18 protein-coding genes are annotated in these 19307 nt (G+C 71.5%); 12 read left to right on the top strand and 6 right to left on the bottom strand.

Going from position 1 to position 19307, the window contains the following annotated elements:
• Positions 1–139 precede the first annotated feature (139 nt).
• Genes ABZZ22_RS16530 through ABZZ22_RS16505 form a run of 6 tightly spaced genes read left to right on the top strand, consistent with a single transcriptional unit; the run spans position 140 to position 6517 of the window.
• Positions 140–1219, top strand: coding sequence for a Gfo/Idh/MocA family oxidoreductase (locus ABZZ22_RS16530; RefSeq protein ID WP_354933218.1), 1080 nt, complete (start codon positions 140–142; stop codon positions 1217–1219).
• The gene (locus tag ABZZ22_RS16525) at positions 1216–2232 is read left to right on the top strand and encodes an NAD-dependent epimerase/dehydratase family protein (RefSeq protein WP_354933216.1); all 1017 of its coding nucleotides are present in this window, start codon (positions 1216–1218) and stop codon (positions 2230–2232) included. The genes ABZZ22_RS16530 and ABZZ22_RS16525 overlap by 4 nt, the downstream gene beginning before the upstream one ends.
• The gene (locus tag ABZZ22_RS16520) at positions 2229–3578 is read left to right on the top strand and encodes a DegT/DnrJ/EryC1/StrS family aminotransferase (protein WP_354933214.1); all 1350 of its coding nucleotides are present in this window, start codon (positions 2229–2231) and stop codon (positions 3576–3578) included. The genes ABZZ22_RS16525 and ABZZ22_RS16520 overlap by 4 nt, the downstream gene beginning before the upstream one ends.
• Complete coding sequence (locus ABZZ22_RS16515) at positions 3575–4243, top strand: acetyltransferase (protein WP_354933212.1); 669 nt, start codon at positions 3575–3577, stop codon at positions 4241–4243. The genes ABZZ22_RS16520 and ABZZ22_RS16515 overlap by 4 nt, the downstream gene beginning before the upstream one ends.
• A complete protein-coding gene (locus ABZZ22_RS16510; protein WP_354933210.1) occupies positions 4240–5349 on the top strand; it encodes a DegT/DnrJ/EryC1/StrS family aminotransferase in 1110 nt (369 codons plus the stop codon). The genes ABZZ22_RS16515 and ABZZ22_RS16510 overlap by 4 nt, the downstream gene beginning before the upstream one ends.
• Positions 5342–6517, top strand: coding sequence for a glycosyltransferase (locus ABZZ22_RS16505; RefSeq protein ID WP_354933208.1), 1176 nt, complete (start codon positions 5342–5344; stop codon positions 6515–6517). Before ABZZ22_RS16510 ends, ABZZ22_RS16505 begins: the two co-directional genes overlap by 8 nt.
• An 18-nt stretch (positions 6518–6535) precedes the next feature.
• Here ABZZ22_RS16505 and ABZZ22_RS16500 read toward each other — a convergent pair whose 3' ends face one another.
• The 3 genes from ABZZ22_RS16500 to ABZZ22_RS16490 are packed head-to-tail and all read right to left on the bottom strand — an operon-like array spanning position 6536 to position 10215.
• A complete protein-coding gene (locus tag ABZZ22_RS16500) occupies positions 6536–8086 on the bottom strand; it encodes a hypothetical protein (protein ID WP_354933206.1) in 1551 nt (516 codons plus the stop codon).
• Positions 8079–9548, bottom strand: a complete 1470-nt coding sequence (locus ABZZ22_RS16495; RefSeq protein WP_354933204.1) for an oligosaccharide flippase family protein — start codon at positions 9546–9548, stop codon at positions 8079–8081. Before ABZZ22_RS16495 ends, ABZZ22_RS16500 begins: the two co-directional genes overlap by 8 nt.
• Positions 9541–10215, bottom strand: coding sequence for a hypothetical protein (locus ABZZ22_RS16490; RefSeq protein ID WP_354933202.1), 675 nt, complete (start codon positions 10213–10215; stop codon positions 9541–9543). Before ABZZ22_RS16490 ends, ABZZ22_RS16495 begins: the two co-directional genes overlap by 8 nt.
• A 184-nt stretch (positions 10216–10399) precedes the next feature.
• Here ABZZ22_RS16490 and ABZZ22_RS16485 point away from each other — a divergent pair, with 184 nt between their 5' ends.
• Both ABZZ22_RS16485 and ABZZ22_RS16480 read left to right on the top strand, forming a co-directional pair.
• On the top strand, positions 10400–11104 hold the full coding sequence (locus ABZZ22_RS16485) for a hypothetical protein (protein ID WP_354933200.1): 705 nt from the start codon (positions 10400–10402) through the stop codon (positions 11102–11104).
• Between the two features lie 10 nt (positions 11105–11114).
• Entirely contained in the window at positions 11115–12461 is a 1347-nt protein-coding gene (locus ABZZ22_RS16480; RefSeq protein WP_354933198.1) for an O-antigen ligase family protein, read from the top strand.
• Here ABZZ22_RS16480 and ABZZ22_RS16475 read toward each other — a convergent pair.
• Together ABZZ22_RS16475 and ABZZ22_RS16470 are read right to left on the bottom strand one after the other, a co-directional pair.
• Positions 12417–13496, bottom strand: a complete 1080-nt coding sequence (locus ABZZ22_RS16475; RefSeq protein ID WP_354933196.1) for a hypothetical protein — start codon at positions 13494–13496, stop codon at positions 12417–12419. The genes ABZZ22_RS16480 and ABZZ22_RS16475 overlap by 45 nt on opposite strands.
• 112 nt (positions 13497–13608) lie before the next feature.
• Positions 13609–14274 carry a polysaccharide deacetylase family protein gene (locus tag ABZZ22_RS16470; protein WP_354933194.1) on the bottom strand — a complete coding sequence of 222 codons (666 nt, stop codon included), beginning with the start codon at positions 14272–14274 and terminating at the stop codon, positions 13609–13611.
• Positions 14275–14396: 122 nt separating this feature from the next.
• Here ABZZ22_RS16470 and ABZZ22_RS16465 point away from each other — a divergent pair, with 122 nt between their 5' ends.
• Genes ABZZ22_RS16465 through ABZZ22_RS16450 form a run of 4 tightly spaced genes read left to right on the top strand, consistent with a single transcriptional unit; the run spans position 14397 to position 17735 of the window.
• The gene (locus ABZZ22_RS16465; protein WP_354933192.1) at positions 14397–15353 is read left to right on the top strand and encodes a glycosyltransferase family 2 protein; all 957 of its coding nucleotides are present in this window, start codon (positions 14397–14399) and stop codon (positions 15351–15353) included.
• Complete coding sequence (locus ABZZ22_RS16460) at positions 15350–16201, top strand: hypothetical protein (RefSeq protein ID WP_354933190.1); 852 nt, start codon at positions 15350–15352, stop codon at positions 16199–16201. The genes ABZZ22_RS16465 and ABZZ22_RS16460 overlap by 4 nt, the downstream gene beginning before the upstream one ends.
• A 1-nt stretch (position 16202) precedes the next feature.
• Positions 16203–17435: a pyridoxal-dependent decarboxylase, exosortase A system-associated gene (locus ABZZ22_RS16455; RefSeq protein ID WP_354933188.1), complete on the top strand. Its 1233-nt coding sequence runs from the start codon at positions 16203–16205 to the stop codon at positions 17433–17435.
• A gap of 33 nt (positions 17436–17468) precedes the next feature.
• Positions 17469–17735, top strand: coding sequence for a phosphopantetheine-binding protein (locus tag ABZZ22_RS16450; protein WP_354933186.1), 267 nt, complete (start codon positions 17469–17471; stop codon positions 17733–17735).
• A 65-nt stretch (positions 17736–17800) separates the two neighbouring features.
• Here the strand turns inward: ABZZ22_RS16450 and ABZZ22_RS16445 are convergent, their stop codons facing one another.
• On the bottom strand, positions 17801–19210 hold the full coding sequence (locus tag ABZZ22_RS16445; protein WP_354933184.1) for an AMP-binding protein: 1410 nt from the start codon (positions 19208–19210) through the stop codon (positions 17801–17803).
• Positions 19211–19307: the final 97 nt, after the last annotated feature.

The raw sequence follows: 19307 nt of genomic DNA, 5'->3' as shown, positions 1-19307 counted from the left end.
GGCGTGCGTCCGTCGTCGATCGTGCCTTCCGGTCTCCCGAATAGAGGGGATAACCCCGTTGAACGGCCGGGTGGGACCGGCGGATCGCGTGTGATCTACCCCGAAGGCATCGATCGCCTATGTGGGGAGAAGCACTGTCATGACCGCACAGACGCCGCTGGGAGTGGCGGTGGTCGGGGCCGGCTACTGGGGGCCCAACCTGATCCGGAACTTCCGCAACGCACCGGACTGGACACTGGTCGCAGTGGTCGACCTGGACCTCGATCGGGCCCGGGAGGTGATCGGCGGCAGCACCGAGGTGCTGGCCACGACCGACCTCGACGAGGTCCTCGCGCGCGAGGACGTGGACGCGGTCGCGATCGCCACGCCAGCCGGCACGCACCGGCAGCTCGTCGAGAGGGCGCTGCGGGCCGGGAAGCACGTGCTCGTCGAGAAGCCGCTGGCCGACGACGTCGGGTCGGGCAAGAGCATGGTCGAGGCCGCGCGGGCCAACGATCTCGTGCTGATGGCCGATCACACCTACTGCTACACGCCGGCCGTGCAGAAGATCCGCGAGCTGGTCGAGGACGGGTCGCTCGGTGAGATCCTGTTCATCGACTCGGTGCGGATCAACCTCGGGCTGGTGCAGCCCGACGTCGACGTCTTCTGGGACCTGGCTCCGCACGACCTCTCGATCCTCGACTTCATCCTGCCCGGCGGGCTGCGCCCCACCGGGGTGGCCGCGCACGGCGCGGACCCGCTCAGGGCGGGCAAGGCCTGCGTCGGCTATCTGAGCCTGCCGCTGGAGGGCGGCGCGATGGCCCACGTCCATGTCAACTGGCTCAGCCCCACCAAGATCAGGCAGATGGTGATCGGCGGCAGCCGGCGTACGCTGGTCTGGGACGACCTCAACCCGCAGCAGCGGCTCAGCGTCTTCGACCGCGGCGTAGACCTCGTCCAGCAGAGCGTCGACCAGATCGAGCGAGCCGACCGTGCCGCGGCGACGATCTCCTACCGACTGGGCGACACCTGGGCGCCGGCCCTGCCCGAGTACGAGGCGCTCTCCCGGATGGTCGGCGAGTTCGCCGGAGCGATCCGGGAAGGTCGTACGCCGCGCACCGACGGGGCCTCCGGTCTCCGTGTCCTCTCCGTCCTGGAGGCGGCCCAGACCAGCCTCCGAGCCCGTGGCGCCCTCGTCGAGGTGGCCGCCGAGACCCCGACCCTGGAGCTGATCCGATGACGTCTTCCTCCGAAAGCAAGCTCAGCGGTGCGAACGTCCTGGTCACCGGAGGCGCCGGCACGATCGCCTCCACCATCGTGGACCAGCTCCTCGACGAGGGGGTCGCGCACGTCGACGTGCTCGACAGCCTGATCCGGGGTCGCAAGGCCAACCTCGACGACGCCCTGGCCTCCGGCCGGGTCACCCTGGTCGAGGGTGACATCCGCGACCGCGACCTGGTCGGCGACCTCACCGCCGGCAAGGACCTGGTCTTCCACCAGGCGGCCATCCGGATCACTCTGTGCGCCGAGGAGCCGCGGCTGGCCAACGAGGTGCTGGTCGACGGCACCTTCAACGTGGTCGAGGCCGCGGTCTCCGCCGGCGTGGACAAGCTGATCTACGCCTCCTCGGCCTCGGTCTTCGGGCTCGCCGAGGAGTTCCCGACGCCGGAGGGGCACCACCACAACAACAACGACACCCTCTACGGGGCCGCGAAGTCCTACAACGAGGGGCTGGTGCGGTCCTTCCGGGCGATGCACGGGCTCGACTACGTAGGGCTGCGCTACTTCAACGTCTACGGGCCGCGGATGGACGTCCACGGCGCCTACACCGAGGTGCTGGTGCGGTGGATGGAGCGGATCGCCGACGGCGAGCCGCCGCTGATCTTCGGCGACGGGCGCCAGACGATGGACTTCGTCTGCGTCCCCGACATCGCCCGCGCGAACATCCTGGCGGCCGCCTCCGAGGTGACCGAGGGTGTCTACAACATCGCCTCCGGCACGGAGACCTCGCTGCTGGAGCTGGCCGAGGCGCTGCTGCGAGCCATGGACTCCCCGCTCGGTGTCGAGCACGGTCCTGAGCGCGCGGTCAACGGCGTCACCCGCCGGCTCGCCTCCATCTCCGCTGCCCGCGACGACCTCGGCTGGTCGCCGACCATCGGGCTCGAGGAGGGGCTGCGGCAGCTGGTCGAGTGGTGGGAGCCGCTGCGCTCCGAGATCGCGGCGGGGCGGGCCTTGAGTGGGGGAGCGTCGTGAGTCGTATCAACGTGATGCAGCCCTGGCTGGGCGAGGAGGAGGTCGAGGCGGTCACCGAGGTGCTCCGCTCCGGCTGGGTCGCCCAGGGGCCTCGGGTGGCCGAGTTCGAGCGCCGCTTCGCGGACTCCCAGCAGGCTGCCCACGCGGTTGCCACCTCGAGCTGTACGACGGCGCTCCACCTGGCGCTGGTCGTGGCCGGGATACGTCCCGGCGACGACGTCGTCGTGCCGTCCTTCTCGTTCGTAGCGACCGCCAACGCGGCGGTCTACGTCGGTGCCCGGCCGGTCTTCGCCGACGTCTCGCCGGTCACCGGAAACCTCACCGCCGAGACCGTCCGGGCCGCGCTCACGCCGGCCACGAGCGCGGTGATCCTGGTGGACCAAGGCGGGGTTCCGGCCGACCTGGAGGCGATCCGGGAGGTCTGCGACCCGCTCGGCATCGTGGTCATCGAGGACGCGGCGTGCGCCGCCGGGTCCACCTACCGCGGCCGCCCCGTGGGTGCCGGTGCCGAGATCGCCGCCTGGTCCTTCCACCCGCGCAAGATCCTCACCACCGGTGAGGGTGGGATGCTCACCACCTCGCGCGCGGACTGGGCCGCACGCGCCCGGAGGCTGCGCGAGCACGCGATGAGCGTCTCGGCCGCCGACCGGCACGCCAGCCTGGTCTCGCCGCCGGAGTCCTACGACGAGGTCGGGTTCAACTTCCGGATGACCGACCTGCAGGCCGCGGTCGGCATCGTCCAGCTGTGGCGGCTGCCCGAGGTCGTCGATCGGCGTCGCGAGCTGGCCGCGGTCTACGCGAAGGCGGTTGACGAGATCGACGGGCTGCGCGCGGTCGCGGACCCGGCTTGGGGCACCGGGAACTTCCAGTCGTTCTGGGTCGAGGTCTGTGCTGGACCGGGGGTCTCGACAAGCTCGACCGCCGGGGCGTCTGCTGGACTCGAGGTCGGTCGTGGGACCGGGGTCTCCACAGGTTCGACCCCCCATGTGTCTGCGGGGTTCGAGGTGTGTCGTGGGACGGGGGTCTCGACAGAGCCGACCACCGGGGTGTCTGCGGGGTTCGAGGTGTGTCGTGGGACGGGAGTCGCGACGAGGTCGACCGCCGGGGCGTCTCCTGCGTACGGGATGGACCGCGAGGGGCTGCTGCGCGCCCTGGCCGAGGCCGGGATCTCCGCGCGCCGCGGGATCATGGCGGCCCACCGGCAGCCTGCGTACGTCTCTTCGGGCGTCAGCCTCCCGGTCACCGAGCACCTCACCGACAACACCCTCATCCTGCCGCTCTTCCACCAGATGTCGGACTCGGAGCAGGCGCGGGTCGTCGACGTACTCCGACAGGGGCGCCGATGACGACGCTCGTGCTCGTCGCCGCCGGTGGGTTGGCGGGCGAGGTCGCGGCGGCGGCCAGGTCCGGTGAGCTCGGCTACGACGAGATCGTCGCCGTCGATGACGACCAGGAGCGCTGGGGTCGGCTGATCGGCTCCGCCGACGGGACCGGCGGCGTCAAGGTGATCGGACCGGTCGAGGTCGTCACCGACTGCGGTGACGACCTGGTCATCTGTGCCGGAGCCGGGTCGACGCGGCGACGTGTCCATCGTCGGCTCAGCGGCTACGGGGTCGCGGCCGACCGCTACGCGACCATCCTCCATCCCACCGCCTCGGTGCCGCCCGGCTGTGAGATCGGCGCCGGCGCGGTGCTGCTCGCCGGGGTCGTGCTGACCGCCGGCGTACGCGTCGGGAGCCACGTCGTCGCGATGCCCAACGCCGTCCTCACCCACGACGACATCGTCGGCGACTACGCGACCATCTGCGCCGGGGTGACCCTCGGCGGCGAGGTCGTGATCGGCGAGGCCGCCTATCTCGGGATGAGCTCCTCCGTGCGTCAGCGGACCACCGTCGGAGCCGACTCCGTCCTCGGCATGGGAGCGGTCCTGCTCGAGGACCTGCCCGCCGGGGAGACCTGGGCCGGAGTGCCCGCCCGCCGTCTGAACTCACGTCAGGAGCTGATCTGGTGAAGGTGCCGTTCGTCGACCTCGGGTCGCAGCAGTCAGAGATAGCCGACGAGGTACGCCTCGGGCTGGACAGCGTCTTCGAGCGCACCGCCTTCGTCGGCGGGCCGGAGGTGACCGCCTTCGAAGAGGCCTATGCGAGCTTCGTCGGTGCCGGTCACTGCGTCGGCGTCGGCAACGGAACTGACGCGCTGGAGCTGGCGATGCGGGCCGTGGGGGTGCGGCCGGGTGGCGAGGTGATCGTGCCGGCCAACACGTTCATCGCGACCGCCGAGGCGGTCAGCCGGATCGGTGCCCTGCCGGTGCCTGTGGACGTGGACGAGTCGCAGCTGTTGATCGATCCCGTCGCAGTGGAGCGGGCGATCACGCCACGCACGCAGGCGATCGTGCCGGTGCACCTGTTCGGGCAGACCGCGTTCGTCGAGCAGGTGCTCCCGCTCGCGGAGGCGGCCGGGATCCCGGTGATCGAGGACGCGGCGCAGTCCCAGGGCGCGCAGCGGAACGGCCGTGGGAGCGGCTCGCTCGCCGCCGCGGCGGCGACCAGCTTCTACCCCGGCAAGAACCTCGGCGCGGCGGGAGACGCAGGTGCTGTGATGACCTCCGACCCGGAGATCGCCCGGACGGTCCGGCTGCTCGCGGCGCACGGCTCGGAGACGAAGTACGTCCACGAGGTCGTCGGGATGAACTCCCGTCTCGACACGGTCCAGGCGGTCGTGCTGTCCGCGAAGCTGGCTCGGCTGGAGAAGTGGAACGAGCTGCGTCGCCAGGCGGCCGACCGCTATCACGTCCTCCTCGACGGGGTCCGTGGTGTGCGGCTGCCCGAGTCCGCGCCGGGCAACCTCGACGTCTGGCATCTCTACGTCGTCCGGGTCCGTGATCGTGATCGGGTGCTCGCGGCGCTTCTGGAGGCCGGGGTCGGCACCGGGATCCACTATCCGTTCCCGGTGCATCTGACCGCGGCGTACGCCTCGTTGGGGTTCGGTGAGGGCTCCTTCCCGGTCGCGGAGCGGGCGGCGGGCGAGATCCTGTCGCTGCCGATGTTCCCGCACCTGAGCCCGGAGCAGCAGGAGTACGTCGCCGAGGTGCTCGCTGCGGCGGTGGGGCATGGGTGAGGTGCGTACGCCGGTCTCGATCGTCTGCGTCTACAACGACCCGGCGGTGCTGGAGTCGTGCCTGGCGGCGTCGGTCAAGGTCGGCCATCCGTCGCGGCAGACCGAGGTGATCGCCGTCGACAACGTCTCGGGGGAGTTCACGAGCGCCGGCGCGGCGTTGAACCACGGCGCCCGGCTGGCTCGCAACGAGGTCGTCGTCTTCGTCCACCAAGACGTCTACCTGCAGTCGCTGCCCGCGCTCGAGACCGCCGCGGCAATGCTTCTCGCCCAACCGGCGATCGGCGTGCTGGGTGCGGTCGGCGTCAGTCGTCGCGGCGAGGTCATCGGGGCGATGCGTGACCGTGTCGTCCCGCTCGGCCGCTCCACCTCGGTGCCGGCGGACGTGGACTCGCTCGACGAGGTGCTCTTCCTGGTGGCCCGATCGCAGGTGCTGCGCGAGCCGCTCTCGGAGTCGCCCGACCTCGCCTGGCACGCGTACGCCGTCGAGTACTGCCTCCGGGTGCGCGCCTCCGGGCGTCGTGCCGCGGCCGTCGACATCCCGCTGACTCACAACAGCATGACCACCAACCTCGCCCGCCTCGACGTCGCCCACCGCAGCGTCGGCCGGACCTACGCCGGGCTGGTGCCCGTGCGTACGACGTGTGGCATCGTCGCCGGCGAGCGCGGCGCAGCCACCACGTCCTGGCCGGTCCGGCGGGCACGTGGGGCCCGGACGTTCTGGGGCGAGTCGGTGCACGCCCGCCGGGTGACCCGCACGTTGCGTGGGGTCGAGACGCCGCGGGGGCAGGTGGTGCTCGCCGACATCCGGCTGCTCGTCGACGATGCCGCCCGGCTCGCCGGCAGCTCCTCGATCCGCGTCGTCGACCCCTCCCGCGACGGCGCCGTCGCCGAGGCCGGGGGGATGGAGCGCAACGGCCTCGCCTTCTCCGCCGCCACCCTCCGCTGGCCCGGCGTCGTCGCCGCCGTCGCCGCGACCACCCCCGGCGAGCTCCTCCTCGTCGCCGGCTTGAGAGCCGAGGAGATCGCTCCGCTGGCCGCCACCACGACCGGCCCTTATGTCGTCGGGTTCGCGCGTGACGCGGGCCTCTGGCTCCTCTTCGGCGCCGAGCCGGGTGCGTTGGCGCCGTTGTGGAGTCGGCCGCGGAACCGGGCTTTCTTCATGTTGTGATACCCGGTCGAGCGGGTATCACGCCGCCCGGCGGCGCAGCCGCCCCCGAAGCGCCGCAGCGGCCCACTCGGGGGCGAGGTCGCGGACGCGGCCGGCGCCGCCGCGGCGGGTCTGGCGCCACATCGTGATCCGGTCGGTGAGCGGCATGGCGCCGAGGAGCCCGGCGGTGATGTCGGCGCCGGAGCGGCTGAAGGGGTTGGTCGCCTGGACGGAGACGGTGAGCAGGTCGAGGTGGCCACGGCCGCGTACGGGCGCGAGCAGGTCGTCCTGGAGCCGCTGCGGCACCTGGTAGAGCGACTCGGCGGCCTCGACCCAGCCGGGACCGGTGTGGCACGCGAGGATCGCCTGGGCGATCGCGGTGCCGCGCGAGACCCGTTCACGCGGTCGACGGACCAGGTCGAGGAGGGTGTCGCGAAGCTGGTCGGAGGAGCTCGGGCGCAGCATCAGGTGGTCGATCCCGGGGGAGTCGGAGCCCCACACCGCACACTCGGGCCGGTGACCGCGGTAGGTGACCACCGGGTTGGCCAGACCACCGGACTCGAGCAGCGAGGTGAGCCCGGCGAACGGGAACGAGTCGAGATAGACGTCGGCGGCGTGGTGGAGCGGGGCCACGTCGGGGAGCATGCCGACGGCCCGGATCCGCCCGGATGTACGCCGCGCCAACCCGGCCCACGGCTCCGACTCCGGGTCCGGGCCGGCGACCCGCCACTGCAGCCGCGGCTCGGCGACCACCGCGGCCTCGACCGCGGCCAGGTAGGTGTCGCCGCCCTGGAACTTGCTGGGGTCCGCCGCGGTGACGACCAGGACGTCGGCGGCGTCCACTCCCCATTGCGGCTTCGCGGTCTCCCGGCGCCTCGTCCGGCCCTTGACAGCGAGCGGCCGGTTGCGCACGACCGACCTTCCCATCGGCAGGCCGCGGCGGTGCAGAGCGAGCTCTTGGCCGCTGCGACGCAGGTGCACGACCCGGTCATAGGCCCGCACGCCGACCCAGAAGACGTGGTCGGTGTTGTCGATGTAGACCACAGGCGGCAGACCCCGGCGGTCGGCGAAGGCGAGCGCGGGGACCACGTCGAAGGGGTGGCAGTGGGAGACGACCAGGTCGGCGGTCGAGGCGAGCGCACGCAGCCGGGCGGCGCGGTGGAGCAGGCTCCCGGGCGCCGTGTCGAGCATGGTCAGACCGACGCGGTCCCCGAGACGGGACGTGATCTTGGCCGGCACCGGCGAGGTCATCTGGCGGGTGGCGACGATCTCGTGGGAGCGCTCGCCGAGCTGGTCGGTCCAGCCGGCGATGATCTGGGTGTGCCCGCCGCTCTGGTACATCTGCGTGACCACGTGCAGCGTACGCAGCGGGCGGGCCGGCACCGGCACAGCAGGGAGCGAGCGGCCCAGCTCGGCGAGCAGCAGCTCGAGCGGTTCGTACGCGAACCAGCCGGTGTGGTTGCCCCAGGCGAACTCGGCAGCGGCCTGCGCCAGGGCGGCCGCGCGCCGTGGGCGCCGTCTCCCGGCGGCTGCGGCCGCGGCGTACATCTGCTCCAGGGCCAACTGGTTGGCGTCGAGACGGTCAGACATGGATGTCCTCGCTCCGGGGCATGGGGGGCTCGGTGGGGGTGGGGGAGCCGGCGCCGGAGCGGAACCAGCTGATGTCCTCGCGACGGCGGCGCAGCAGCACGGCCCAGACGGCGGCGAGCACCAGGCCGGTGACCGCGCAGGTCACCCAGATCGACGGCTGCACCGCGCGCAGCCCGGCAGCGGTGCCCCACACGGCGAGCGCGCCGAGCGCAGGCAGCGCGGCACCGGTCGCGAGGCCACCGATCCCCACCCCGGCCCGCGCGAGGTAGAAGAGGTGCAGCGGCAGGATGACGACGAGCCCGACCACGAAGGCGGCCATCCCGACCCCGCCCACCCCGGACCATGCCACGCCTGCCAGCAACGCCGGCAACAGGGCGATCAGCCAGACGATTTGGATCGTCATCAGGCTGCGCGTCGAGCCGACGATGACGAGGAAGTCGTAGGCGAGCTCGAAGGAGATCCGCAGCACAGCCAGCGCGCCGAGCCAGGCCAGAGGCGCCGCTGCCGCCTGCCAGACCTCTCCGTAGACCAGCCGGATCACCTCGGGTGCCAGCGCGGCCAGCGCCACGCAGCCCGGGACCGTCACGGTCAGCACCAGCGCCGAGAGCCGGGTGAAGGCGTGCCGCATTGCGCCCGGGTCGCGCTGCAGCCGAGCGAAGATCACGGGCGTGACCTGCCGCAACGGCCGCGACAGCATCGTCACCGGCCAGCTGGAGAGGTTGAAGGCGACGACGTAGAGCCCCAGCGCGGTCGCGCCCAGCATGCTGCCGAGGACGATCTGGTCGGCGAAACCCACCGCGAAGACCAGGATGCTGGTCACCGCCAGCGGCGCGCCGAAGCGGAGCAGCGCGACCGCATGCGGCCGGGAGAGTCCCAGCCGCCAAGGCAGCGGCGACATCCGCAGGAACATCACGGTGGTCACGGCGACGCCGAGCATGTGGCCGACGACCAGGGCGTACGGACCGGCGCCGGCCAGGGCGAGCCCGAGCATGACCGGGACGGTGACGAACGTGGCCGTCTGGTCGATGAGCATCCGCTTGCCCTGCATCAGGTTCCGCTGCAGCAGCGCCGCCGGCGTCGCGGTGATCCCGCTGAGCACGACCGGGACGGCGAAGAGCGCCACCAGCACGGCCGCGTCCGGCTCGCCCATCGCGCGCGCGTACGGCCCGGCCCCGACGACCATCGCCGCGGCGATGAGCAGGCTCGTGCCGACCGAGATCGTGGTCACCGTCGGCGCGATCTCCCGCGGGTCCTCCTTCCAGCGCACCACCGCGAGGCTCACGCCGAGCTCGTTGAAGCTCAGCACCGCCATCAGGGCGAGGAAGGCGACGGCGTACGTCCCGTAGCTCTCCGGGCCGAGCAGCCGTGCGACGAGGATGCCGACGACCATCGTGCCGAGCTTGGTCACCGCGGTGTTCGCGATGCTCCAGGCCAGGGCGGTGTGTGGGCGGGGCTCAGCCAAGGTCGGTCTCCGGCAGCGTCTCGGCGCGACGCTCGCGGCGCCGCAACAGGATCGGGTCGATGCGTACGATCAGGTAGAGGGTGGCCGCGGCGCCGAGCAGGCCGGTGACGGCGAACGCCCGTCGTGAGCTCCCGCCGACGGGGTAGATGACCGTCGAGCCGGGCGCCTCCTTGGTGGTCATCCGGAAGGCTCGGTCGACCTGGTACTCGTCCTGCACCCGGGCGAGCGCGACCCCCATCGCCTCGACCAGCTGCTCCTTGCGGGTGCGGACGGTCTCGGGATCGGGGCCCACGACCTCGATGATCAGCCACTGGTCGACGTAGTTGGGCGCCCACTGGCCGCCGGTGTCGGGCAGCCGGACGGTCCAACCGTCGCGTACGCCCATCCCGATCAGCCCGGCGTCGGTGGCGGTGAACTTCGGCACCTGCCGAGTGCCGGCGACGAGCTTGCCGACCACCCCGGCGGTGATCACGAGATCCTCGGAGGTCGCCCGTAGAGCGTTCGGGTACTGGGCGTTCTTCGGGGCCAGGACGAGCAGGTCGGTGCGCGTCCAGTAGACGCTTCGGTCCTGGCTGGCGTAGTGGGCGGCGGCGAAGGTGAGGATCGCTCCGACCACCACGATCGGCCAGCGCCGGACCATCGCCCGCAGCAGGTCCCACAACGCCATGTTCCGAACGCTAGGTCCGCGGGGGCGGCGTCCACGCAGGTCACCGGGGTCATCGCCCAAATCGGGTAGGGCCCCGGCAGGGCCGGGCCGACCGAATCCGAGATGGGTACGTTCGGCAGCGTCGGTCGCGGGTTCGGACGTCGGCGCGACGACACAGGAACGGCTGCGGACATAGGGGACAGGCATGGTGCTATCGGAGTTCGTCGGTGCGATCCGGCGACGCTGGTACCTCGCGGTCGTCGGGATCCTGCTCACCGGGGTTCTCGGCTGGAGCGCATCGGCCTTCGTGGCGCCGTCCTACACCGCCCGAGGCCTGGTCCTGATGCTTCCCTCGAAGAACGCGGTCGGCCCCGGCGGCAACCCGTTCCTCGGACTCGGTGGGCTCGACCTGCCGGCCCGGGTCGTGGTCGCCTACTACACCAGTGCCCCGGCCCAGGAGGCGATCGCGGAGGTCACCCCGGGGGCCGCCGTCACGGTCTCGATGGAGGAGTCGACGCGCGGACCGGTGATCGCCATCGACGTCAGCGCGGACACCGAGGCCAGCGCCATCGAGGCGCTCGACTTCGTCGCCGGCTCCATCCCCGAGACGCTCGCCCGGCTCCAGGACGAGGTCAACGCGAAAGGCAATGCCCGGTTGCGCTCCCGACCGCTCGCACTCGACGAGACGGCAGCCGTCGACAGCAGCGGACCGATGCGTGCGCTGATCCTGGCCGTCGGGATGGGCCTGGCGATGACCGCTGTGCTGATCTATGCGATCGACGGCATCATCCTGCGCCGGCGTCTGGCCCGGGAGGAGCGGACCGCCGAGGCGATGGCCCGACGCGTCACCGACCAGACCGACGAGCAGCGCCAGCCGGACGACCGCGTCGTCCAGCGCCTGCGCGGCTGAGGCAGGAAAGATGGCCGTACCCCGTGGAGTCGACGCGGTGACGTGGCTGAGCCTCTATACGTTCGCCGTCTTCGTGATCCCGTCCTGGCTGGTCTTCCGCCCGTTGGGCAGCGCCGGCTCGGTCTCGATGCTGATGGGGCTGGGCAGCTTCGCGATCTGGCTGCTGCTGCGTGTGGGCAGGCCGCTCCCGGTCGACCAGCCCCGCCAGCCGATGCGGTTGATGCTGGCGCTGTTCCTGTTCAGCGTCGGGGTCACCTATGTCATCGCGATGTCGCGCCCGATCAGCCGCGACGAGGTGAGCCCGGCCGACGTCGCCATCCTCGCGATGGTGTCCTGGGCCGGCACGATGATGCTCGCCGGAGACGCCATCTCGAGCATGTCCCGGGTGCATGTGCTGGTGTGGCGGCTGGTCGTCGGCGGCAGCTTCCTCGCGGTCCTCGGCCTGGCCCAGTTCTTCGCTCGTCAGGTCTTCGTGGACCGGATCTCGATCCCCGCGCTGTCCCCGATGACGACGGTCGAGCTGGCGATGCGCAACGGCCTCGTACGTCCGGCGGGGACGGCCCTGAGCCCGATCGAGTACGGCACCTTGATGGGCATGCTGCTGCCGGTCGCGCTCCACGTCGGCTTCCACCACCGCAACCTCAACCCGCTCGTACGCTGGGCCCCCGTCGGCCTGATCTGCATGATCATCGCGGCCTCCTCCAGCCGATCGGCCTACCTCGGCGCCGCCATCGCGGTGGCGGTCTGCATGATCGGCTGGTCGCGCCGGCAGCGGGGGATGGTGCTGGGCCTCGGGGTCGGTGGTCTGGCGCTGGTGTTCCTGGCCGCGCCCCGGATCATCGACTCGGTGACCGGCATGTTCGTCGGCGCCGAGGAGGACCCGAGCGTCACCTCGCGCACCGACAGCTACGGGGTGGCCTGGTTCTTCGTCGACCGCAACCCGCTCTTCGGCCGGGGGCTGGGGACGTTCCTGCCGAAGTACCGCATCTTCGACAACCAGTATCTGCAGATGATGGTGAGCATCGGGATCGTCGGCGTGCTCCTCTTCGCCGCCTTCGCCATCGCTACCTTCATCCAGCTCGCCAGGGTCTATCGCGCCTGCGAGGACCCGAAGACACGCGACCTCGTCGTCGCGCTCATCGGTGCCGCGGCCGCGGGTTTCGCCGGCCTGGCATTCTTCGACGCCTTCGCCTTCCCGATGACGATGGGCACCATCTTCCTGATCCTCGGCCTCGGGAGCGCGGTCACCCGGCTGACCGCACTGTCACCATCTGCAAAGGCGTCACCTGAGAGACCGTCGCCCGTCGATCCCTCATTCGCAGGGCAGGTCGCGGATCGGGACGGGCTGGCCCGCTGAGTCCATGGTCACCACGGCGGCGCTCCAGTCGGTGGCCACCGAGCAGTCGACGTCGACGGGGCCGTAGACCCAGCTCTGGTCGACGACGAAGAGGCCGCGGACCGGCCCGGGCATGCCGTTGCGGAACGGGTAGCCGCCACCGGCCACGACCAGGCCGTCGATGTCGACCGAGTCGTTGCCCTGGTCTGCGGGGTTGAAGAACGGGGCGGTGCCGTGGCACTCGTTCTTCACCTCCAGGATCATCACCGTGCGGCGAACCTTGACCTGGCCGCCGCCGTAGCCCTGCAGGCCGTCCCCGTGCCAGTCGCTGCACACGTCCGGCGAGGTGACCCGGATGAAGGAGTCGTGGATCCCGATGCCGCCACAGCGCTCCTTGTTGGAGGCGCGCAGCCCTTCGGGGACGCCGTCGATGACGACGTTGCGCACCGTGTAGCCGCCCGCTGAGACCGCAGGCCAGGCCTCCTCCGTCGTCGGAGCGCTGCTCCGGACGAAGTCGGAGTCCTCGATCAGCAGCCCCTTGCTGCACTGGTCGTTGTAGTCGTTGACCACCGACGATGCGATCGCCTCGATGCGGCGCAGGGTCACGCCGGGTGCGGTGACGTAGATGACGCCGTTGGTGATCCGCAGGTCCTCCACGACCGCGCCGCGGTGCCGGACCCAGAAGTCCCCGGTCACGGTGCGCTTCGGCTTCCATCCGGCGGGCAGCCCCGCCGACTCTCGGGTGGGGAACCCCTTGGCCGGAGGCGCAGCCCTCGTCGGGGACTTCGTACGCTCCGGGGTGGCCGACGGTGCAGGCGTCGGGGTCGGCGGTGCCGACGAGTTCGGCGAGGCCGACGGTGTCGTCGGGCTCGGGGAGGGCGAGGGCGTCTCGGACATCGTCACGCTCGCAGGCGGCGGGACCGTCGGCAGCGAGTCGGAGCCGATGGTGCTCACCGGGGTCGGGTCTGGCCACAGGAGCCAGCTCATGGCGGCCAGCAGCAGGGCCAGCCCGCCCACGATCGCGATCCGCCGGCGCCGTCCTGGCTTGATTGGCATGTGTTCGCACCCGTCTCGATGGCCAGCATTCTCGGCACTGTCTTCTCGACACTGCCCGACCGCGTGGGTCGGGGGCATCCTTCAAACTGGTTACTTCCAGAGACGGCGCGGGTCAGCGCAGCCTCTTGACCAGGCCCGCCGCCTGGCGCTCCACCCGCCTGGCGATGCCCTGCCCGCTCAGGATCTGGCTGCGTACGCTGTCGCCGTCGTCGTCCACGGTGACGCTGAACCTCGGCTGCAGCCAGGCACCGGCCACCGCGTGGGCGCGGTCGCTGGTGTGCACGTGCCGGTAGCCCAGGCGGCGCAAGTGCCTCAGTGTGGTGCGGTCGTAGCGGCCGAGCGGGAGTGCCGCCTCGTCGACTGCCTCCCCGGCGGCCATCGTGATCAGCTCCCGGGCCTGGACCAGCTCGCGACGTACGCCGGCAGGGTCGAGGCCGCGCCAGCTGACGTGGTCCATGCCGTGGGTGCCGATCCGCATACCCGCCACCCGGAGAAGTCGGATGTCGAGACGGTCGAGGCTTCCCGACAGCTCGAGCCGCCCGGCCAGGACGAAGAACGTCGCGCTCAGGTCACGCTCGAGCAGACCCGGCAGCCCGATCTCGACGTCGGAGCGGTTGCCGTCGTCGAAGCTGATCCGCACCTCGGGTCGGCCGACGACCGCGTCGAGGATGTCCTCGTAGGCGTCGCGGCTGATCCAGTAGCGGTCCTCGCCCGGTTCCAGCGCGCGTCCGGGCTCGCCGATGCCGTGGAAGCAGATGTTGGTCACGTGGGCGGGCATGCCTCAACGCTAGGTATCCGGGAGCCGGGTCCGGCCGCGCGCTGAGGGGGCCTACCCCATACGGGGGATCTGCGGTCGGGAGGTGGCTCCGTAGGGGGTGGGCGCCGCCGAGACTCGGTGACGTGTTCGAGCCTCCCATCCGCATCGCCGTCGTGGTGGTGACCTACAACAGTGCTCATCTGCTGGCCGACCTCCTCGGTTCCCTGCAGGAGGGGCTCGCCGGTCTCGAGTGGCGGCTGGTGATCGCCGACAACGCCTCGGCCGACGGCTCCGCGGAGACCACGCGCCGGCTCGCGCCCGAGGCGACCGTCGTCGAGACGGGGCGCAACGGCGGCTACGCCGTCGGGATCAACGCGGGTGTCACGGCCGCCCTGGCCGCGGCCCCTGAGCTCGACGCGGTGCTCGTGCTCAATCCGGACGTACGCCTCGAGCCGGGCTGCGGCGCGGCACTCGCCCGCGAGCTGGCTCTGCCCCGCGACGGTCTGCCCGGAGTCGGCGTCGCCGTTCCCCGGCTGGTCGACGCCGAGGGCCGGCTGATCGCGTCGATGCGTGGCGCGCCGAGCCTGCTGCGGGCCTTCGCCGACGCGGTCGTGGGCGCCAACCGCGCCGGTCGCTTCCGCTGGGCGGGGGAGATCGTGGCCGATCCGGCCGAGTACGAGCGCGATCAGGACACCGACTGGGCAGAAGGGTCCACGCAGCTGATCAGTGCCGAGTGCTGGCGCGCGTGCGGGCCCTGGGACGAGTCCTACTTCCTCTACTCCGAGGAGACCGAGTTCCATCTCCGCGCCCGCGACCGGGGGTTCCGGGTGCGGTTCGCGCCCGGCGCCCGCGCTGTGCACCTCGGTGGCGAGTCGACCACCTCACCTGGGCTGTGGACGCTGCTGGTCGCCAACCGGGTGCGCCTCTTCACCGCCCGCCGCGGGCGGGTCCAGGGCGCTGCCTACTGGCTGATGGTCCTGGCCCGGGAGTGCAGCCGCGCGCTGCTCGGGAAGCAGACCTCGCGACGTGCCGTACGCACGCTGGTGAGCCGTCGCCGGATGAGCGCGCCGCGCGGTCCCGAGTGGGTGGCGGCCGCATGAAGGCGGTGCTCGCTCCGATCACGGCCGAGGACCTCCCTGCCGTCTCGACCTTCCTGCACGAGCAGCTGAACCCGCGGGTGCGGGCGCTGGAGTGGTCCCAGGCGCTGCGGGTGCCGTGGGACGTACCGCAGCCCAACCACGGGTTCTTCCTCACCGCGGATGATCGCGTGGTCGGGGCGTACCTCGCCTACTACTCCGAGCGGGAGGTCGGCGGCGAGCGGCTCCGGATCTGCAACCTGGGCGCCTGGTGCGTGCTCGACAGCCACCGGCACCAGGGGCTGCGACTGCTCACCACGCTGCTCAAGCAGCCCGGCTACGAGTTCACCGACTTCTCTCCCTCGGGCAACGTCGTCGCGCTCAACCGCAAGCTCAAGTTCACCGACCTGGACACGACCACCTCGCTGGTTCCCGCGATGGCGCTGCCGGGGCGCGGGGTACGGGTGAGCAGCCGTCCCGACGTGCTGGACTCGGTCCTGCAGGGGCCGGAGCGAGACCTCTACGCCGACCACCGAGCCGCCGCAGCGGCCCGGCACGTCGTGCTGAGCACGGGCTCCGAGCACTGCTATGTCGTGGCCCGCAAGGACACCCGCAAGGGCGTACGCGCCTTCGCCTCGGTCCTCTATGCGAGCCACCCGGAGCTGCTCCGGCGGTACGCGCCGCGGCTGGCGTCGCACCTGCTGAGGCAGGACGGCGCCGCGGCGACCCTGGTCGAGCACCGGGTCGCCGGCGGTGCCCCTGCCGGGTCCCGCCGGCTGTCGCGGCCGCGGCCGAAGATGCTGCGCAGCGACGCCCTCGACCCGGCTCGGGTCGACTACCTGTACAGCGAGCTGACATGTCTGGAGTGGTGAGATGACGCCTGAAACCGCAGGCCGAGCTCGTCGAGACCACGTGGGGGACGTCCCGGTCCGGATGCTTGCCGAGCGGGTCGGATCGACGCCGTTCTTCGCCTACGACCGGGCCGCGATCGACGCTCGGGTGGCCGCGCTGCGGTCGGCACTTCCTGATGACGTGCAGCTGAGCTATGCGGTCAAGGCGAACCCGATGCCGGCCGTGGTGCAGCACCTGGCCCGGGCCGTCGATGCGCTCGACGTCGCCTCGGGGGCCGAGATGCGGGTGGCCCTCGACACCGGGACCGCTCCGGGGGCGGTGAGCTTCGCTGGGCCGGGGAAGTCGGTCGCCGAGCTGTCCCAGGCCGTGGCGGCCGGAGTGCTGGTCGAGATCGAGTCTCCGCTGGAAGCGGATCGCCTCGTCCAGGCCGCCGAGCGGCTCGGTCTTCGGCCGAGAGTGGCCGTTCGGGTCAACCCGGACTTCGAGGTCAAGGGCTCCGGGATGCGGATGGGCGGTGGTGCCCAGCAGTTCGGGGTCGACGCCGAGACGGTGCCGATGCTGCTCAAGACGCTGCACGACCGCGACGTCGAGGTGGCCGGATTCCACGTCTTCTCCGGCTCCCAGAACCTGCACGCGGAGATCCTGGCTTCGGCGCAGGAACGCACGGTCGACCTCGTCCTGCGGCTCTCCGATGACCTGCCTGCGGCGATGACCTATCTCAACATCGGTGGCGGCTTCGGCATCCCCTATTACACCCAGGATGAGCCTCTCGATCTCCCGATGGTCGGAGCGCGCCTCGAGGAGCTCCTGGCCACCCGCGTACGTCCATCGCTGCCGTCCGCGCAGGTCGTCATCGAGCTCGGCCGCTACCTGGTCGGCGAGGCCGGTGTCTATGTGACCCGAGTCGTCGACCGCAAGATCTCTCGCGGCAAGACCTTCCTCGTCGTCGACGGCGGGATGCACCACCAGCTCGCCGCCTCGGGCAACTTCGGCCAGGTCATCCGCCGCAACTACCCGATCTCGGTCGTCGCGGCCGGTACAGGTGCCGGTGCCGGTGAGGGGGAGGCCGCAGTGGAGACCGTGCAGGTCGTCGGCTGCCTGTGTACGCCGCTGGACCTGCTCGGCGACAAGGTGAGCCTGCCTCGCACCGAGGTGGGCGACCTGGTCGTGATCCACCAGGCCGGGGCGTACGGCCTCACCGCCAGCCCCACCGCCTTCCTCAGCCACCCGGCGCCGCTCGAAGTGCTCGTCTGAGCCCTCTGACCCGTTGAACCCGAAGGAGTCCCCATGACCATCGACACCACCGAAGCCACCCTGGGCCGGGTCGGTGAGGCGATCACGGAGGTGATCGGGCCGGACCACAGCGCCGGCACCCTGACCGCGGCCACGCTCCTGTTCGGCTCCCTGCCCGAGCTCGACTCGCTCGCCCTCGTCGAGCTGATCACCGTCCTCGAGGACCGCTTCGGCTTCGAGATGGACGAGGACGACATCAACGCCGAGGTCTTCGAGTCCGTCGGGTCGCTGGCCGCGTACGTGGGTGGGCAGGTGGCGTGACGCTCACCGAGGTGACTCGGTCTGGCACCACTTCCTTCGCCGAGTTCCGCGAAGGAAGTGACTGTTCACCGAGGTAACTCGGTGAACATCCCGCCCTCGGCGAGGAGCTGAGCTGCCGCCTGGTCGATCTTGCCGTTTCCGGTGCGAGGAAGCTGGGCGACGGGGACGAGCACCTCGGGGACCGAGTCGGGACGAAGGACCGTAGGCAGCCGGCGGCGGAGGTCGTCGAGGTCGTTGCCGGCGCCTTCGACGAGGCTGACCAGCGCGCCCTCAGGAGTGGCGGCGGTGAAGGTGGCCAGACCGAAGGCGTCCTTCACCTCGGCGTCGAGGGCGTCCAGGTCGACGAAGCTCGCGCTGCGTTTGACCCGGCGGCCCGCTCGACCGAGGCAGAAGAGCTCCTCGCCGCGCCGGGCGCCGAGGTCGCCGGTGAGCACCCGCGCCGGGCCGTCCCAGCGTGGAAAGTCTCCGTTCGGGGTGCCGAAGAGGTAGCCGCCGGGCAGATGAGGTGACTCGATGGTCAGCATCTCGCCGGTCCCGTCGGGGGCCAGCGACGTACGCCACCCACCGACCGACCCGTGCCCGATCCCGAGGGCGCCGCGGACCGTCGGCAGGTCGTCGCCGGCCTCGAAGCGGGCGGCGCTGGCGAACCCGATCGTCTCGCTGGTGCCGTAGGTGTTGACGACGGTCGCGACCCCGAGGTCGAAGACGCGCTGGGCGTCGGCGGCGGAGAGCCGGTCGCCACCGGATCCCCACACCCGCAGGGTTCGCGGGGAGGCACTGCCGCGCTCATTGGCCGCGAGGTCGATGAACCGAGGAGCCAGGCGTACGTGCGTCGCCCCGACGCGGGCGCAGAAACCGAGCGGCCGCAGCCGGTCGCCCAGCGACCCCGAAACGTGGAGAGAAGAGCCGGCGGCCAGGGCGACCAGCAGGTTGGTCATCGCCAGGTCGTAGGAGAGATGGGAGACCTCGGCCCACACCGAGGAGGCGTCGAGGTCGAGCGCGGCCGCGCCGTGCGGGACGAAGGCGTCGATCGCGGCCCAGGGCGACAGCACCCCCTTCGGGCCACCGCCGGTGGAGCCGGAGGACATCGCGACGTACCCGGCCTCCAGTGCGTCCTGAGCAGGCGTCGACGATGAGGCGATCGTCCGGATCCCCGACCGGTCGAGCACGACGTCGGGATGCAGCGCCTGGAGGAGGGACCGGCGGCGCTCCTCGGAGGCCGACGGGTCCACGAAGCAGACGGAGAGGTCACCGAGGATCGCGGCCATGAGCGCGACGACCGCGTCGGTGCCCAGCGGCAGCGACACCGCGACCAACGGACGCCGGGTCCCGGTGGCTCTGACGAGGGCCAGCCGCAGCTCCTCGGCCGCGTCGGTCAGCCCGGCCGCGTCAACCGACGTGCGCCGGTCCGCGATCACGGCCTCCGAGAGGGGTCGGCTGCGTACGGATCGGATGCGCTCGGCCAACGGGTTCACAGCAGGCGACGCTAGGAGCCGCAGGGTGCCCCGGCACCCGTGCCACCGTTCACGATCCCCGGATTCGGGGATATGCCGGGTGCCCCTGGGGAGGGGG

It is taken from the genome of Nocardioides sp. NPDC006273 (genome assembly GCF_040613495.1).
Taxonomy (GTDB): Bacteria; Actinomycetota; Actinomycetes; order Propionibacteriales; family Nocardioidaceae; genus Nocardioides.
This window is presented reverse-complemented; position numbering and strand designations above follow the sequence as displayed.

Excerpts from the sequence above, each read along its gene's own strand:
- ABZZ22_RS16500 (WP_354933206.1), bottom strand. The coding sequence starts at position 8,086 with ATGTCTGACCGTCTCGACGCCAACCAGTTGGCCCTGGAGCAGATGTAC.
- ABZZ22_RS16450 (WP_354933186.1), top strand. The coding sequence starts at position 17,469 with ATGACCATCGACACCACCGAAGCCACCCTGGGCCGGGTCGGTGAGGCG.
- ABZZ22_RS16485 (WP_354933200.1), top strand. The coding sequence starts at position 10,400 with ATGGTGCTATCGGAGTTCGTCGGTGCGATCCGGCGACGCTGGTACCTC.
- ABZZ22_RS16455 (WP_354933188.1), top strand. The coding sequence starts at position 16,203 with ATGACGCCTGAAACCGCAGGCCGAGCTCGTCGAGACCACGTGGGGGAC.
- ABZZ22_RS16525 (WP_354933216.1), top strand. The coding sequence starts at position 1,216 with ATGACGTCTTCCTCCGAAAGCAAGCTCAGCGGTGCGAACGTCCTGGTC.
- ABZZ22_RS16480 (WP_354933198.1), top strand. The coding sequence starts at position 11,115 with ATGGCCGTACCCCGTGGAGTCGACGCGGTGACGTGGCTGAGCCTCTAT.
- ABZZ22_RS16460 (WP_354933190.1), top strand. The coding sequence starts at position 15,350 with ATGAAGGCGGTGCTCGCTCCGATCACGGCCGAGGACCTCCCTGCCGTC.
- ABZZ22_RS16490 (WP_354933202.1), bottom strand. The coding sequence starts at position 10,215 with ATGGCGTTGTGGGACCTGCTGCGGGCGATGGTCCGGCGCTGGCCGATC.
- ABZZ22_RS16515 (WP_354933212.1), top strand. The coding sequence starts at position 3,575 with ATGACGACGCTCGTGCTCGTCGCCGCCGGTGGGTTGGCGGGCGAGGTC.
- ABZZ22_RS16530 (WP_354933218.1), top strand. The coding sequence starts at position 140 with ATGACCGCACAGACGCCGCTGGGAGTGGCGGTGGTCGGGGCCGGCTAC.
- ABZZ22_RS16505 (WP_354933208.1), top strand. The coding sequence starts at position 5,342 with ATGGGTGAGGTGCGTACGCCGGTCTCGATCGTCTGCGTCTACAACGAC.
- ABZZ22_RS16470 (WP_354933194.1), bottom strand. The coding sequence starts at position 14,274 with ATGCCCGCCCACGTGACCAACATCTGCTTCCACGGCATCGGCGAGCCC.
- ABZZ22_RS16475 (WP_354933196.1), bottom strand. The coding sequence starts at position 13,496 with ATGCCAATCAAGCCAGGACGGCGCCGGCGGATCGCGATCGTGGGCGGG.